General features: G+C 27.4%; 17 protein-coding genes. 3 read left to right on the forward strand and 14 right to left on the reverse strand.

What is annotated here, in order from left to right; all coding sequences use genetic code 11:
* The 7 genes from RYM86_RS07585 to RYM86_RS07615 all read right to left on the reverse strand — a co-directional run.
* Positions 1–699, reverse strand: a 699-nt coding sequence (locus RYM86_RS07585; protein WP_315079225.1) for an FAD-binding oxidoreductase, incomplete at its 3' end; no start/stop codon positions are given.
* A 222-nt stretch (positions 700–921) separates the two neighbouring features.
* Positions 922–1,155 carry a hypothetical protein gene (locus RYM86_RS07590; protein WP_315079227.1) on the reverse strand — a complete coding sequence of 78 codons (234 nt, stop codon included), beginning with the start codon at positions 1,153–1,155 and terminating at the stop codon, positions 922–924.
* 273 nt (positions 1,156–1,428) lie between these two features.
* Positions 1,429–2,013, reverse strand: coding sequence for a TetR/AcrR family transcriptional regulator (locus tag RYM86_RS07595; protein ID WP_315079228.1), 585 nt, complete (start codon positions 2,011–2,013; stop codon positions 1,429–1,431).
* 453 nt (positions 2,014–2,466) lie between these two features.
* A complete protein-coding gene (locus RYM86_RS07600) occupies positions 2,467–2,739 on the reverse strand; it encodes a hypothetical protein (protein ID WP_315079229.1) in 273 nt (90 codons plus the stop codon).
* Complete coding sequence (locus RYM86_RS07605) at positions 2,723–3,382, reverse strand: TetR/AcrR family transcriptional regulator (RefSeq protein WP_315079231.1); 660 nt, start codon at positions 3,380–3,382, stop codon at positions 2,723–2,725. The genes RYM86_RS07600 and RYM86_RS07605 overlap by 17 nt, the downstream gene beginning before the upstream one ends.
* A gap of 94 nt (positions 3,383–3,476) precedes the next feature.
* Complete coding sequence (locus RYM86_RS07610; RefSeq protein WP_399547442.1) at positions 3,477–3,821, reverse strand: hypothetical protein; 345 nt, start codon at positions 3,819–3,821, stop codon at positions 3,477–3,479.
* A gap of 313 nt (positions 3,822–4,134) precedes the next feature.
* The gene (locus RYM86_RS07615) at positions 4,135–7,548 is read right to left on the reverse strand and encodes a hypothetical protein (RefSeq protein WP_315079233.1); all 3,414 of its coding nucleotides are present in this window, start codon (positions 7,546–7,548) and stop codon (positions 4,135–4,137) included.
* 184 nt (positions 7,549–7,732) lie between these two features.
* Here RYM86_RS07615 and RYM86_RS07620 point away from each other — a divergent pair, with 184 nt between their 5' ends.
* The 3 genes from RYM86_RS07620 to RYM86_RS07630 all read left to right on the forward strand — a co-directional run bounded on the left by RYM86_RS07620 (position 7,733) and on the right by RYM86_RS07630 (position 9,523).
* The gene (locus tag RYM86_RS07620) at positions 7,733–8,173 is read left to right on the forward strand and encodes a hypothetical protein (protein WP_315079234.1); all 441 of its coding nucleotides are present in this window, start codon (positions 7,733–7,735) and stop codon (positions 8,171–8,173) included.
* 238 nt (positions 8,174–8,411) lie between these two features.
* Entirely contained in the window at positions 8,412–8,852 is a 441-nt protein-coding gene (locus RYM86_RS07625; protein WP_315079235.1) for a hypothetical protein, read from the forward strand.
* Between the two features lie 230 nt (positions 8,853–9,082).
* The gene (locus RYM86_RS07630; protein ID WP_315079237.1) at positions 9,083–9,523 is read left to right on the forward strand and encodes a hypothetical protein; all 441 of its coding nucleotides are present in this window, start codon (positions 9,083–9,085) and stop codon (positions 9,521–9,523) included.
* 76 nt (positions 9,524–9,599) lie between these two features.
* Here RYM86_RS07630 and purD read toward each other — a convergent pair whose 3' ends face one another.
* The 7 genes from purD to purE all read right to left on the reverse strand — a co-directional run bounded on the left by purD (position 9,600) and on the right by purE (position 17,303).
* Positions 9,600–10,850 carry a phosphoribosylamine--glycine ligase gene (gene purD, locus RYM86_RS07635; RefSeq protein ID WP_315079238.1) on the reverse strand — a complete coding sequence of 417 codons (1,251 nt, stop codon included), beginning with the start codon at positions 10,848–10,850 and terminating at the stop codon, positions 9,600–9,602.
* Between the two features lie 253 nt (positions 10,851–11,103).
* Positions 11,104–12,609, reverse strand: a complete 1,506-nt coding sequence (gene purH / locus RYM86_RS07640) for a bifunctional phosphoribosylaminoimidazolecarboxamide formyltransferase/IMP cyclohydrolase (protein ID WP_315079240.1) — start codon at positions 12,607–12,609, stop codon at positions 11,104–11,106.
* A 119-nt stretch (positions 12,610–12,728) separates the two neighbouring features.
* On the reverse strand, positions 12,729–13,343 hold the full coding sequence (gene purN / locus RYM86_RS07645) for a phosphoribosylglycinamide formyltransferase (protein WP_315079242.1): 615 nt from the start codon (positions 13,341–13,343) through the stop codon (positions 12,729–12,731).
* Positions 13,331–14,332 (reverse strand): phosphoribosylformylglycinamidine cyclo-ligase, encoded by a 1,002-nt coding sequence (gene purM, locus RYM86_RS07650; protein WP_315079243.1) that lies wholly within the window; start codon positions 14,330–14,332, stop codon positions 13,331–13,333. Before purM ends, purN begins: the two co-directional genes overlap by 13 nt.
* A gap of 9 nt (positions 14,333–14,341) precedes the next feature.
* Positions 14,342–15,769 (reverse strand): amidophosphoribosyltransferase, encoded by a 1,428-nt coding sequence (gene purF / locus RYM86_RS07655; RefSeq protein WP_315079245.1) that lies wholly within the window; start codon positions 15,767–15,769, stop codon positions 14,342–14,344.
* Positions 15,770–16,116: 347 nt separating this feature from the next.
* Complete coding sequence (purC, locus tag RYM86_RS07660) at positions 16,117–16,824, reverse strand: phosphoribosylaminoimidazolesuccinocarboxamide synthase (RefSeq protein ID WP_315079247.1); 708 nt, start codon at positions 16,822–16,824, stop codon at positions 16,117–16,119.
* On the reverse strand, positions 16,824–17,303 hold the full coding sequence (purE, locus tag RYM86_RS07665) for a 5-(carboxyamino)imidazole ribonucleotide mutase (RefSeq protein ID WP_315079251.1): 480 nt from the start codon (positions 17,301–17,303) through the stop codon (positions 16,824–16,826). Before purE ends, purC begins: the two co-directional genes overlap by 1 nt.
* Positions 17,304–17,399: the final 96 nt, after the last annotated feature.

Genomic DNA, 17,399 nt, shown 5'->3' on the forward strand with positions numbered 1-17,399 from the left:
TCTTTCTTGATGCATTTTCATAAAATAATATCCAGGTGCATTCATTATTGGATAATGTGTTGCTACCACTATATTATTTGCAGTTATATTTCCTCTATTTGTAATTACCAGATTTTCTTTAATTTCCAATGCCATAGTATTTTCATAGATAATTAAATCCTTTGAAATATTTTTTAAAAATTTAAGTGGATTAAACTGTGCCTGATTATTAAATTTAACAGCTCCGTTAATTTCAAAGGGAAGATTAGCCTTTTCTACAAACTCTGCATTAATACCTACTCTATTAGCTGCTTCTACTTCTTCTTTAAGGTTGCCTATTTCATTTAGAGAATAGATATATGCTGGCTTCTCTTCAAAATCACAGTCTATTTTTCTTTCTTCAATAATTTCTTTGTACCTCTTTATAGCAAGTTCATTTGCCTTTGCATATTGCCTAGCCTTTTCTTCTCCAAATTCTGATATTAATTTATGGTAAATTAAGTCATGTTGAGATGTTATCTTTGCAGTAGTATTTTTTGTATTTCCGCTTGCTATTTCAGCTGCATCAATTAAAACTACATCTTTACCATTTTGCTTTAACATATATGCTGTTAATATTCCTGATATTCCAGCTCCAATAATTAAAATATCAGTTTTTATATCTTTATTTAAAACTTCTCTTTTTCTGAATTTACAACTTTCACTCCATACCGATTTCACAAAATCACCTCACTTTTAGTATTCCATTTTAAAAAAAATATATACAATTATATATTTTGCACACTTTCATGAATATACCTAAAAGTTCATAAAACAATTAATGTTACAAATCTTTTATGAGGATTAATTCAACTCATATTATGGTAGTGGTATGAATCATTAAAAATCCAAACATACATATTTCATATGCTATTCTTGGATTATGTCTTCGTATATATTCTTCTATAATTTTTTTATTTCATATGTTGTCACAATTGCACTTATTGTGCCTAGTGTTCCTAAAGCTAATAACACTTTTGATGAAGAAATTCCCCCTATTGTTAGACCTCCCACACCTAGTGTTGTCGATAAAACTCTACTTAATTTTAATCCTGATTTTGTAGGTTTAGGAATATCAATCTCAATACCAACTGCATCATTAACTTTACTAAGTATTGAATTCAATTTTTTAATCATAATTATATCTCCTTCCCAAATAAATTAATTAAAAACCAAATTTATCATTGGGTTAATAAGCAGTAAAAAACTTAAACAAAAAATTCTAATACCATATTTTCTCCTTTTATAAGTTAGATACAATCCAGCAAAAAACAAACCTACAGAAACTATAATTGAAACATAACTTAGAATTCTTAGAATATTATCACTCAAAAGAATAATAGGAATTTGTATTGAAATAGAAAATAGAAAATTGTTTAATAAAGATTTCATTACTAATCTCCTCCAAAATTAATTTATATTAAAAATTTTATTGATTGAACTGTCTAATAAAAATTCAAAAACTTCATATTTGTTATATCCAAAGTCTTTTTCCATAGTCGCTGTAAATAATAATGTACTAAAAACTCCATATGCTTTTTCTTTTGGAATTTTTAACCTTAATCTTGAATTTTCTAAGGCATCACTAAAGAAATTCTCATTATTTTCTTTAAGATACTCAATATTTTCTTTAGGTAATTTATTTAAAAATAAAATATAATCCGTGTTATTAAAATCATATAGTCTAGGATGTTTAGCATATTCTCTGAAGAGCCATTTAAGTGCTTCTTTAAATCCCTTAATCCCTAGATTAGATTGAATAATTTGATTCCACTCCTTTTTTAATTCATCTTGAATCATAGAAAATACTTCAAAAAATAGTTCTTCTTTTGTTTCATATAAACGGTAAAATGAACCTGTGGAAATTCCTACTTCTTTTGTTAGAGAAGCAATACTTGTCATTTTGTAACCATTTGTTCTCCAACTATATTCACAGGTTTTTCTTAAATTATTTTTTAACTGTTTAATATCTTCGTCTGAAAAATTTTTAGCCATTATATATCCCCTTTCATAGTTATGAATATATTTTTATTGCATTCATGAATATAATAAAAATATATTCATGAATAAATATTATATTATATTCACATATATGTCAAGATATTAAAATCCATTAGAAAATTATTCTCTTAAATTTAACTCCCACTTAAAATACATTTAATTAGTATTCAATGTAACGTAGCTTTGATTATCACAACTTTATTCTTGTCACATAAAATTAATTAAATTCTAAGCTTTTTTGAGGTTGAAATTAACATAGGTGCTAAATGTTTCAAACTAAAATTTAAAACAAATGAAAAAAGCACTCCATCCCAGCAAGAATAGTTATGCTTTTTCATAATTAAAATTCTTTAATTAAATATTTCTAGAAAAGTTTTTTAGTCCAGTCCTCACTACCTTTTTCATATTCAAGTTAATATCTTAATTTCATAATTTTAAGACAATAAACTATTTTTTATTAAAATAATTTAACATTATTAAATTCACTCCTAAAGTTAATACTCCTGCAACAAAAAGACCACTTGCTAAATTAGAAACATTCATTATATATAATATACCAGAAATTAGTATGAAAATTGCTCCACAAGTACTTCCTAACTTCCCCCTTTTTATTTTAACTTCTAAAGGTGCTTTAAATATATTATTGTTCTGTGAAATTCTTTCAGAAAACATCATAGCATTTCTTCTCTTTTCTAAGGCAACATTATTCATTGATTTCATTTATTCCAACTCCTTTAAGATTATTTTCAATTTTACCTAATAATTCATTATCTATAACATCAACACCCAATTGTTTCATTGTAAATTGAATAAATTTAAATCTATTTATAGTATCTTCATAGGTCCTATTAAACAAAATAGGATTAAGCCATACATTGCACAATAGAAGTAATATCTCTGCACATTCTTTTGGAAAATCTGTTTTTATTGAGCCATCTTCTATCCCTTCTTTAATTAAAATATAAAATTTAAAAGAATCATAATTTACTGTTTGAATAATACTTTCTATAATAGCTTTGCTATTATTTGATTGATTAATTAGAAACTTATTTGCAATATTTATATCTTCATTACCTGCTAACTGAACCAAGATGTATTTAAGTTTCTCTTTTGCTGTGCATCCATTTGCCTCAATAATTATCTTTTCTAAATATAAATTAGCTTTCTCTTTTTCCTTATTTAAAACTGCATATAATATTTCCTCTTTAGACTTGAAATAATGATAAATTGCTCCTTTAGATAAACCCAATTCATTGATAATATCTTGTACACTTGTTTTTTCATATCCTTTTTGAATAAAAAGATTATATGAAACTTCTATTATTTTATTATATGTTTGTTCTAAAAACTTTTTTCTACTCATGATTATCGCCTCCTCACAAACCAACCGTTGGTATGTTTATTTTAGCATTAATATATTTAAATGTCAATATGCACACTAATGCTATAATTATTCTTTATGACGCTGTTCCTAAAATATCTACTGGATTTAATGGTGAACCAAACATAGAAATGTACGCTTTAATTCCTATCTTAGATCCACCAACTTTTATTGTAACTATTGTTTTTTTATGATTAAACTTCTTACATACATCTATAAATGCTTCTGGACTATCTAATCCTTCAATATATACAGATAAGCATTTAGTATCTTCATCTATTCCTGCATAACTTATAAACTCACAAAAATCTACGTCAGCCTTATTTCCAAGTCCAACAAAGAAACTCATTCCAAAGTGATCATTTTGAGAAGTTCCAAGTGCCGCTAAAAGGTTAGCACCTGATTGTGAAATCATAGCCACTGGCCCCTTGATTGGTAAATAAGATATAACTCAACAATTAAAATTCAAATAAGGACTTCCCATTCCAACAAGATTTGGACATATTAATGGAAGTTCATTATCTCTACAATATTGAGTTAATTCATTTTTAAGATCTCCTTTTCCAATCTATTCAAATTTTTATATTAATATGCTTAAAAAAAGGAATTCAATTCTTATTTAGATTGAATTCCTTTTTTTCATTTACCAATGTGTATCAAAATTGTTTTGATGCAACTCTTTCAATATTCATTACATTAAAAGCACAATTATCAATTTAAAACATAATTTTAAACTAATTAGCCTTTTCTATTGCTTTCTCTGTAATACTTTCCTTTGGTTGTTGATTTTCATCAATTTTTTTATTTTCTTTTACTTCTTGCTTATTATCGTCTTTGTTAATTAAATCGACTTTTTCAACAGATGATTTTGTTGAATCTATATTTTCCTCTACATTTGTTTTTTTATTATCTTGTTTTTCCGAATCTAATTTGTCTGATAATTTTATAGCATTCATATTTTCTTGTGAAACATTTGATTCTTCTTTTTTATTTACATCATCTACTTTTGAATTTGTTACTTCTTTAACTTTTTCTTCATTTAACTTATTTTCATTTACTGTCTTTTCGATTTTAGGTTCTTCCATTAAAATACTTCTAGCTCTCACAACTTTAACATTTAATGTATCTTCTACTACTTTTTCTATTTCTGATTTTGTTAAATTATTTTTCTTTTCTTTTTTAGCTGCTAATATTGCAGTTTTTACTGCTGATGCATTATTTGAATTTACTGTTTTTATTCCTAGTGCTTCATAATAACTTACAGTTGTAGTGCCACTATTTATATAATTAAGCGCATTTTTTATTGTATTTATATTTTCTTGTAATTTCTTTAATGTGCTATTATCTTTTCCTTTTACATACCAATTTACATCTACTAAATTTATATCTGTTACATATGATGCTCCTACTAATTGATAATCTTCTAATGTTCCTTGTCCTGCATTTATTTTTACATATGAACTACTTACATCATTTAATGCTTCTGATACTACTTTTTCTATTTCTACCTTTGTTAAGTTATTTCCTTTTGCTTTTTTAGCTGCTAATATTCTAGCCTTTACTGCTAATGAATTATTTGCATTTACTGTTTTTATTCCTAGTGCTTCATAATAACTCGCAGTTGTAGTACCACCATTTATATAATTAAGCGCATTTTTTATTGTATTTATATTTCCTTGTAATTTGCTTAATGTACTATTATCTTTTCCTTTTACATACCAATTTACATCTACTAAATTTATATCTGTTACATATGATGCTCCTACTAATTGATAATCTTCTAATGTTCCTTGGCCTGCATTTATTTTTACATATGAATTACTTACATTATTTAATGCTTCTAACACTACTTTTTCTATTTCTGCTTTTGTTAAGTTATTTCCTTTTGCTTTTTTAGCTGCTAATATTCCAGTCTTTACTGCTGATTCATTATTTGCGTTTACTGTTGTTATTCCTAATATTTTATAATAACTTGTGTTTGTACTACCATTATTTATATATTTTAATGCGTTAGAAATTGTATTTATATTTCCTTGTAATTTACTTAATGTACTATTGTCTTTTCCATTTACATACCAATTTACATCTACTAAAGTTATGTCTGTTACATTAGATGATCCTACTACTTTGTAGTCATCTAATGTTCCTTGACCTGCATTTATTTTTACATATGAACTACTTACATCATTTAAAGCATCCGATACTACTTTCTCTATTTCTGCTTTTGTTAAATTATTTCCTTTTGCTTTTTTAGCTATTAATATTCCATTTTTTACTGCTGGTGCATTATTTGCGTTTATTGTTGTTATTTCTAATATTTTATAATAGCTTGCACTTGTGTCTCCACCATTTATATATTTTAGTGCATTAAAAATTGTATTTATGTTTCCTTGTAATTTCTTTAATGTACTATTGTCTTTTCCCTTTACGTACCAATTTACATCTATTAAATTTATATCTGTTACATTAGATGCTCCTACTAATTGATAATCTTCTAATGTTCCTTGTCCTGCATTTATTCTTACATATGAACTACTTACATTATTTAAAGCTTCTAATACTACTTTTTCTATCTCTGCCTTTGTTAAATTATTTCCTTTTGCTTTTTTAGCTATTAATATTCCATTTTTCACTGCTGGTGCATTATTTTCATTTACTGTTGTTATTTCTAATGTTTTATAATAACTTGTATTTGTGTTACCATCGTTTATATAATTAAGCGCATTTTTTATTGTATTTATATTTCCTTGTAATTTGCTTAATGTATTATTATCTTTTCCATTTACATACCAATTTACATCTACTAAATTTATGTCTGTTACATATAATGATCCTACTAATTGATAATCTTCTAATGTTCCTTGACCTGCATTTATTTCTTTAAATGCTCCACTTATTATATCAGGTAGTTTAATTATAATATTGTTAATTTCTTCTTTTGTTAAGTCTTGTCCTTTTTTATTCTTTTTTGCCACTATAACTTTACTTAACTCATTAATATTTTTAGAGCTTACTGATGTTATACCTAATATATTATAATTGCTTAAACTAGTATTACCCTCATTTATATATTTTAATGCATTAAAAATTTTATTTATGTTTCCTTGTAATTTATTTAATGTAGTATTGTCTTTTCCTTTTACTCCATCATTTATATCAAGTAAGTTTACCTCTGTTACATTAACTGCTCCAACTAAAAGATAGTCATTTAATTTAGCTTGTCCTTGATTTATTCTTTCATTAGCTTCATCTATATTCTTTAAAGTTGTATTAACAACATTTATTATTTCATCCACAGTTAAATCAGCATTTTTGTTATTTTTTGATTTTATTATTTCAGAATTAATTGATTTTAGAACATCTGATTTTATCTCAATTCCTATTGTTTTGTATGAATTTAAAGTTCCATTTCCTGAATTTATAGTTTTACAAGCATCATTTTCATTTAATTCTTTTTTTATTGAATTTAATATATCAATAGTGGTTTGTTGTACATTTCCTGCATTTAAGTCTTTATCTTTAATCTTGACATTTAATAAATTTAAATTACCAATGCTATCCTTATCAACACCTACAATTGTATAATCACTTAATTTGGCATTACCATTTTTTATTTGTTCAATAGAGTTCTTTATTTTTTCATCTTCAACTACTGGAATATTTACATAAAGAAAATCTTCCTTTTGAATTGGACCCCCAGATATGTTAAAAGGTTTATCTGATTTAACAGAAATTTTATGTTTTCCAGGAGTTAAATTTTTAATTATGATTGTAGTATAATTGCTTTTACCACTTTCTGTATTTTTGTAAAAAATATCTTGATCACTTGATTCTCCAATGAATCTTCCATCCACATTTACATAATAACTACTATAAAAATCACTTGTAAGTTTAGTTATAAGAGCAACTTCTTTAGTTTTCATATCATATGTCTTTCCTGAACCTGACACATCTTGTTTTTGATCAGGGTCACATGTAAATGTATTATTACTTAAGTACATTCTTTTTGCATTTCCTACTGTCATAATTCCAAATCCCCAATTTGATGAATTATCTACAAATGCATATGCATTTTCATATTTTGTAAAGGTTAATCCTATTACAAAAAATAAAATTAATGATATTAATTTTTTTGTATTCTTTTTCATTTTTTCAAATCCTTTCTTATATGCAAAGTATAAATTATTTTTTTGTATTTTATACTTTTTTTTACTTTTTAAATATTAAACTACTAATAATAAAAATTCAAGATAATTATTTATTTTTTTACTATTGAGTTTTTTATTTCCTTTCCGATAATAGTACTATAAATTACTTTTAAAGGAGATTCTTATGGAAATAAATAATAATTTAAACTACAAAAATATAATTAATTCTAATTTTTATAAAAATGATTTATCTGCTTCTGATAATAAAAGTACTGTTAATAATACTACTGATTCAATTGAAATTAATGAAACCAATTTTGATATTATTAACACCAAAAAAGCTCATGATGCTTTTTTGGAGGCTAATCAAGGAGAATTTGGTGATAATTCCTTTTTATATGCTATAATAAAAGATATTATGAAAGATGATGGAATAGATGTACCAGACTTTACTCCAAATAATACAACTGCTTTTCTTCCATTCATAGACAAAATGAAAGAGTATGCTAAAAACTTAATGACTGATCCAAATTTTCATGAAGTAGGTGGAAGTCCCCTTACAGATGAATTTTTAGATTTTTGTGATTTATATAAAGAAAAACTTATTCAATATGATTGTAAATAATAAATATTGGAAATAAAAATAAAGGTTGCAACAAAATCTGTTGCAACCTTTTCTTTATCATTATCAAAGTTTAAATAAGCTATCTATAATTAATCCATTTCCATTTACATCACTACTCATAATCAATGTTTTCTAAATACATATTATAAAATCTAAATTCATGTTTATTTTTTACTATTAAGTTTTTTATTTCCTTATCGATTATAATATCTATAAATTACTTTTAAAGGAGATTCTTATGGAAATAAATGATAATTTAAACTACAAAAATATAATTAATTCTAACTTTTCTAAAAATTACTTACCTGCTTCAGATAATAAAAGTACTGCTAATACTACTACTTATTCAATTGAAATTAATGAAACCAATTTTAACGTTATTAATACTAAAAAAGCTTATGATGCTTTTAAAGAGGCTAATCAAGGAGAAGTTGGTGATAACTCAGTTCTATATGCCATAATAAAAGATATGATGAAAGATGATGGAATAGATGTACCAGACTTCACTCCAAATAATGCAACTGCTTTTCTTCCATTCATAGATAAAATGAAAGAATATTCTAAGAATCTAATGACTGATCCAAATTATCATCAAGTAGGAGCAATGCCTCTTACAGATGAATTTTTAGATTTTTGTGATTTATATAAAGAAAAACTTATTCAATACGATTGTAAATAATTCATATATATAACTAAAGAAAAGGTTACAGCAAAATCTGTTGGAACCTTTTCTTTATCATTATCAAAGTTTAAATAAATATAATTAATTTATCTTATTTACATAACTATTGATAATCGATATTTTTTAATACATATTATAAGCTCTAAATTCATGCTTATTTTTTACTATTAAGTTTTTTATTTCCTTTCCGATAATAGTACTATAAATTACTTTTAAAGGAGATTCTTATGGAAATAAGTAATAATTTAAACTATAAAAATATAATTAATTCTGACTTTTATAAAAATGATTTATCTGCTTCTAATAATAAAAGTACTATTAATGCTACTACTGATTCAATTGAAATTAATGAAACTAATTTTGATATTATTAACACAAAAAAAGCTCATGATGCTTTTTTGGAAGCTAATGAAGGGGAATTTGGTGACATGTCTTTACAATATGTTATAATAAAAGATATTATGAAAAATGATGGGATAGATGTACCAGACTTTACTCCAAATAATACAAATGCTTTTCTTCCATTCATAGACAAGATAAAAGAGTATGCTAAAAACTTAATGACTGATCCAAATTTTCATGAAGTAGGTGGAAGTCCCCTTACAGATGAATTTTTAGATTTTTGTGATTTATATAAAGAAAAACTTATTCAATATGATTGCAAATAATGCATATATTTATTTAATATAAAACAAAGGAGCTATTTTGAAACAGCTCCTTTTTTCTTTACTTTTATAAAATTATTTACTTATAAATTCCTATATCTTTTCTACAATAAGCCCCTTTAAACGTAACTCTATTAATATTAGAATAAGCTTCTTTTCTAGCTTCTTCTACATTTTCTCCGCAACCAATAACTGATAAAACTCTGCCACCACTTGTCTTTAGAATTCCATCTTCGTATTTTGCTCCGGCTAAGAATACCTTATCCTTAACTTTTTCATCTATCTTTATTTCATATCCTTTATTAAATTTATTAGGATATCCATGAGAAGCTAAAACTACATTTATACATACGCCTTTATTCCACTTAATTTCAACTTTATCCAGCTCTTCATTTAGTGCTGCTTCAATAATTTCTAAAAGATCACTTTCCATTAAATAAAGAACTGATTGAGTTTCTGGATCACCCATTCTAACATTGTATTCTAGAAGATATGTTCCTTTTTTAGTTATCATAAGACCAAAGAATATAATCCCCTTAAAGTCAAAGCCTTCTTCTTTTATCCCAACTAATGTTTTGTTCATTATGTTTTCTTTAAAGTCATCTAAAACCCCTTCTGTCACATATGGATTAGGTGCTAAAACGCCCATTCCGCCAGTATTAGGTCCTTTTCCATCATCAAATATTTGCTTATGATCTTTAGCTGATAAAAATGGAATTATAGTTTTCCCATCAGTTATTGAAAGTATAGACGCTTCAACGCCTTCTAAAAATTCTTCAATAACAATCTTTTGCCCTGCACCATTAAATGCATCATCTACCATACATGTATTAACAGCTTCTATTGCTTCTTCTTTATTTTCACAAATTATAACACCTTTTCCTGCCGCAAGACCATCTGCTTTTACAACAGTTGGATAATTACAAGTTTCTAAATATTTTAATGCTTCATTAACGCTAGTGAATGTAGCATACTCTGCTGTTTTTACACCATACTTTTTCATAAAATCTTTTGAAAAACTTTTGCTACCTTCAAGCATTGCTCCATCTTTAGCTGGCCCAAAAATCTTTAAATTTTCTTTCTTAAATTCATCAACTATTCCTTTAGTCAATGGCTCTTCTGGTCCTACTATTGTTATATCAATAGATTCTTTTTTAGCAAAAGCTATTAATTCATCTATATCACTTATATTTACATTTTCACATTTATCATGAGTTGCAGTACCGCCATTACCTGGTGCTACAAATATTTTTTCAACCTTTTGACTCTTTCCAAGCTTCCAAGCTAAAGCATGTTCTCTTCCACCAGATCCAATTAAAAGTAGTTTCATATAACCTTCCTCCCAAACTCTAAATCATATTTGACTATTCTTTATAACAATTGATATTGTAGTATAATTGCGAATTGGCATTTAAATTTACTTTTTAGAACTCTTAATAAAGATTTGTCAAATTATCTGCTTGTCGCAATCTTTGATTGGAGCATGCATTAATTGGACTAAGCTTTATTCTAGAGTTCTTAAAGCAAATTTCTTAGTCCATGGAGCTTTATACTACACTATCAATCCAATTTTAAAATATAATCTAGTGTTTAAAGTGTCTAAATCCTGTAAACACCATTGCTATTCCATGTTCATTGCAAGCATCTATAGACTCTTGATCTCTCATAGAACCACCTGGTTGAATTATTGCTTTAATTCCACCTTCAGCTGCTTTATCAACAACATCCCTGAATGGGAAGAAAGCATCTGAAGCTAATATAGTAGCTCCTTTACCTCTTCTTAATGCATCTTCTGTTGGCCAAATTCTATTTACTTGACCTCCGCCAATACCTAATGCTATTCCATTATGTGCAACAACAATTGCATTAGATTTAACATATTTAACTACCTTCATTCCGAATAATAAATCTTTCATTTCTTCATCACTTGGCTTCTTTTCAGTTACTACTTTAATTTCATCAATAAGTTTATTGTCTTCATCTTGTACAAGCATTGCCCCATCAACTGTTACCATGCACTTCTCAGCCTTTGGAGTATTGTGAAACTTAAGTACTCTTAAATTCTTCTTAGTTTTTAATACTTCTAAAGCATCCTCATCATAATCTGGAGCTGCTATAACTTCTAAGAATATTTTAACCATTTCTTCTGCTGTTTTCTTATCCACTTTTCTATTAAATCCAATAATTCCACCAAATATTGAAGTTGGATCTACTTCATATGCTTTCATATAAGCTTCATAAGAATTTTCACCAGTTGCTACCCCACATGGTGTATTATGTTTTAATGCACAGCATGCTGGTTCATCAAATTCATTGGCACATTTCCATGCTATATCAACATCTTTAAAATTATTGTATGATAATTCCTTACCATTTAAAGTTTCAAAAGTATTCATAGCTCCATCAACCATTGTTGATGAATAAACAGCAGCACTTTGATGAGAGTTTTCACCATATCTTAAGTTTTGCATTTTCTTATATGAAACTGAAAGATATTCTGGATATTCTTCTTCATCAGCTAACATAAAATTTGCAATTGCACCATCATATGCGCTCATAAGATTAAATACTTTACCAGCTAATTTTTTCTTTGTCTTTAAAGATACTTGCCCATCATTTTCTATCTCACTTTTAACAACTTCATAATCATCTATGTTTGAAATTACAACTACATCTTGAAAATTCTTAGCTGCAGCTCTAAGCATTGTAGGACCACCAATATCTATAAATTCAACTTTTTCTTCGAAAGTTAAATCTTCTTTCACTTTTTCAAAGAATGGATAAAGATTAACAACAACATAATCTATTGTGCGAATTTCTCTTTCCTCTAATACTTTCATATGTTCTTTATTATCTCTTATTGCTAAAATTCCAGCATGAACTAATGGATGAAGTGTTTTAACTCTACCATCTAACATTTCTGGGAAATTAGTAACTTCATTAATTTCAATTACATCAATACCATTTTCTTTTAAATATTTATAAGTACCACCAGTTGATACTATTTCAACATCCTTAGAAACTAAAAACTTAGCAAAATCTAAAACTCCATCTTTGTTAAATACACTTATTAAAGCTCTCTTTTTCATAAAAAACCTCCACTTATTAAGTTATATTTGTTGATATATGTACTAGGTAAAGTGACCTAATTACTCAGTCTACCTTTGCTTATACATATAACAACCATATTTTTAAATACAGCCTATTTTTATATCTCAATTACCTTTGTTCTACCATTAATAATTTCTACCCTATCTTCACTGATTAACTTAATTGCTTTTGGCAATAATATATGTTCTTTTTCTAATATTCTTTTTTGAAGAGATTCGGCATCATCTTCAAAATAAACTGGTACAATATCTTGAAGTAGTATTGCACCCCCATCAACTTCAGAATTCACATAATGAACTGTACACCCTGAAAATTTAACTCCACTTTTTATAACTGCCTCATGAACCTTTAATCCATACATTCCTGATCCACAAAAAGCTGGAATTAATGATGGATGAATATTAATTATTTTGTTGTTAAATTCTTTTAATATGTCTCCATCTAATATTGATAAATATCCTGCAAGAACAATTAAATCAACTTTTCCTTTAGTTAATTCTAAAATTTTATTGGAGGATTTATCTTTGTACTCTTTTTTGCTTACAACATAAGTAGGTATATTATGATTTTTAGCTCTTTCTAGCGCATATATTCCATCTTTACTTCCAATGACCATTTTTATGCTACATTCTATTTCTTTATTTTCTACTGCATCGATTATAGATTGAAGGTCTGTTCCACCGCCTGAAACCAAAACTGCTATTTTAAACAAACACCTTCACCTCCAGATGTTACATGACCTATTTCATAAGCTTTTTCACCCATGATAGTTAAAGCTTTTATTATATGCTCAACATCCTCTTCATTTACTGCAAGAACAAATCCAATTCCCATATTAAAAGTATTATACATATGTTCTTTATCTACGCCTTTTTCAATGATTCTTTCAAATATAGCTGGAAGTGGATATGAAGTTTTATTAATTACAGCAGTTAATTCTCTACCATTAAACAGTCTTGGAACATTTTCAATAAATCCTCCACCAGTAACATGTGCCATACCTTTAATATCAAAGTTTTCAAGTAAATTAAGTATAGGCTTAACATAAATCTTAGTTGGAGTAATTAATGTTTTCCAAACTTCCTCACCATTAAAATCTTCATTTAAATCCGTGAAAATTTTTCTTACTAATGAATAACCATTAGAATGTATTCCTGAAGAAGCAATTCCAATTAATTTATCTCCTTCTTTAATATTACTACCATTTATTATCTTGTCTTTATCAACTATTCCTACTGCAAAACCTGCTATATCATATTCGCCTTCATCATAAAATCCTGGCATTTCTGCTGTTTCTCCACCAATTAAAGCACAATCAGATTGAATACATCCATCTGAAATTCCTTTAACTAAATCTGAAGCGACTTCTGCTTCAAGTCTTCCACAAGCTATATAATCTAAGAAAAATAATGGCTTTGCTCCATGACATAAAATATCATTTACACACATAGCGACACAGTCAATTCCAACAGTATCATACTTTTTATTTTTAAAAGCTATTTCTAATTTTGTTCCAACACCATCTGTTCCTGAAACTAGCACTGGTTTTTCATATCCTGATGGAAGTTCAACCATTCCTGCAAAGCTTCCAAGACCATTTAAAACATATTCACTCATAGTCTTAGCTGCATATTCTTTTATTAACTTTACCGATCTATAACCCTCTTCTATGTTAACTCCTGCTTCTTTGTAAGTAATCATATATTAATCCTACCTTTCAAACTCATTTGGCGTTTCAATTGGTGTAGAAACTGGATAAATTCCATTAAAGCATCCCATACAGAATCCTTTTTTACCTCTACAACTTTCTTTTACACCATCTTCACTTAAATATCCTAAGTAATCAGCTCCAATAATATCTCTTATTTCCCCTACCGAATTATTTGCTGCAATAAGTTCACTTCTATAAGGTGTATCTATTCCAAAATAACATGGGTATTTAACACTTGGTGATGCAATCAAAAAGTTTATTTCCTTAACTCCAGCACGCTTAAGTGATTCTATCAAATGCTTTGAAGTTGTCCCTCTTACAATAGAATCATCAATTAAAATCACCTTTTTGCCTTCAATATTTACTTTTAATGGATTTAATTTAACAGCAACGGCTCTCTCTCTAATTTCTTGAGAAGGTGATATAAATGTTCTACCTACGTATCTATTTTTAATAAATCCTGTATCATAAGGAATTCCTGAAGCTCTAGCATATCCTATAGCAGCAGGTATTCCTGAATCTGGAACTGCAATTACTAAATCTGCATCTAGTGGATGTTCTTTATATAATTGTTCACCAGCTCTAACTCTTGAAGTATGAACCTCTAATCCATCAATCTTAGAGTCAGGTCTTGCAAAATAAATATATTCAAAAGCACAAGTTTGACATACTGTGTTTTCAGAATATTTATAAGAATGAATTCCCTCGTCATCTATAATAATAATTTCCCCTGGTTCAATATCTCTTACAAGTTCAGCACCTATTGCATCTAAAGCACAACTTTCTGATGTTAATACATATCCTTCATCAATTTTCCCAAGCGAAAGTGGTCTAATTCCATGAGGATCTCTAGCCCCTATTAATTTATCTTTTGACATAATGGTTAATGCAAATGACCCTCTTATAGCAGATATTGCATCAACTACAGCTTTAGTAAGTCCTTTTTTTGCACTTCTTGCTATAAGGCAAGCTATTACTTCAGAGTCACTTGATGTATGAAAAATTTGCCCAGCATCCTCAAGTAATTCTTTTATAACATCATCATTAACTAAATTACCATTATGAGCCATTGCAATTGAGCCTATTTTAGAAGTAGTAAGTATTGGTTGAGCATTTTCTATTCCTTTGCCGCCAGCTGTTGAATATCTTACATGACCTATAGCTATATGACCTTTTAACTTTTCTAAATCTTCATGCTTAAATGCATCTGTAATTAATCCTAGCCCCTTATGCATTTCTATTTTTTCTCCATCAGCTACTGCAATTCCTGCACTTTCTTGTCCCCTATGTTGAAGTGCATAAAGACCATAATAAGTCATTGAAGCAACATCTAATGGCTTATTGGTATAAACTCCAAAAACTCCACATTCATCTTTAAATTTGTCTAAGCTTGGATCCATAATTAATTCAAACTCTGAATTCGTCATCTACATATTCCTTTCTTAACTTAATTTAAGGCTTTTAATGTAAAATTTATATTACGTTCTAAATAATTTATTTTTATATCAGCATATTTTTAAAGCATTTTTTATTATATGATTTAAGTCTCTATTTTAAATATGTGTTGATATATACAATAAGTAAAGTGGCATTGTAATTGGACTTTGAGAATCCTTAATGAGTATTGTCACATTTACTGCTTGTCTTAATTTTATATTTGGAGCAAGCTAAAATGGGACTATAGTCATTTTAGCATTCCTAAGTTTAATTACTCAGTCCATTTTACTTATGTATATATAAACACGCTGCCAAAACATAGACTAATTTAATAATATTATTTAGATATTCTCTTTAAGATTTCAATATAGGCATCTTCTACATTACCTAAATCTCTTCTAAATCTATCTTTATCTAATTTTTCTCCTGTAGTAGCATCCCAAAATCTACAAGTATCAGGTGAAATCTCATCAGCTAAAACGATAGTTCCACCTGCACATTTACCAAATTCTATTTTAAAATCAATTAAGTTAATATTTTCCTTTGCAAATGCTTCTTTTAATATGTTGTTAATTTTAGCTGTCATCTCTAAAATAGTATCTATTTCTTCAAAAGTTGCAGCTCCAATTGCTACTGCATGGTAACTATTAATTAATGGATCTCCTAATTCATCATCCTTGTAAGAAAATTCAAACACTGTAGTCTTAAGTTCAGTTCCTTCTTCAAGACCTAATCTTTTAGCCATGCTACCTGCTGCAACATTTCTTACAATTACTTCAAGAGGCACTATACTAACTTTTTTACATAATTGTTCTCTATCATTTAATTTCTTAATGAAGTGAGTTTTTATTCCTTGTTTTTCTAATTGTTCAAATAAGATTGAAGTAATCTTATTATTCATTACACCTTTATCTGCAATTTGTCCCTTTTTCTCTCCGTTAAATGCTGTTGCATCATCTTTGTAGTAAATTACTACTTCATCTGCCTTATCTGTTCCATATATTTGTTTTGCTTTTCCCTCATATAACATCTCTAATTTTTCCATTATAGTTCTACCCCTTCCCCATTTTCATCTATAAAATTCTTTTTCATATGATCTCTAAATTCAATTAATTTCTCTTTTAAATTCTCATCTTTTAAAGCTAACATTTGTAATGCTAACATTCCTGCATTATAACTATTATTTATTCCAACAGTTGCAACTGGAATTGATTTAGGCATTTGCACTATTGAATATAGTGCATCTAATCCATTAAGTGCTGCATTAATGGGAACTCCGATTACTGGAAGTATTGTTTTTGATGCAATAACTCCTGGTAGATGTGCTGCAAGTCCTGCTCCTGCAATTATTACTTCACAGCCTTTACTTTCAACCATTTTTATAGTTTCTTCTAATTTTTCTGGAACTCTATGTGCTGAAAGAATAAATGCTTTATAATCAACATTAAATTCTTTTAATGCATTTGCAGCTCCTCTCATAACTTCTGTGTCTGATTTGCTTCCAAAAAATATTGCTACCTTCATAGTTAATCCTCCTAAAATTCTCAATTTTTAATTCTTAAATTCTTAAATTCTTAAATTCTTAAATTCTTAAATTCTTAAATTCTTAAATTCTGGGCA

The sequence above is a fragment of the uncultured Clostridium sp. genome (assembly GCF_963527835.1).
Taxonomy (GTDB): Bacteria; Bacillota; Clostridia; order Clostridiales; family Clostridiaceae; genus Clostridium.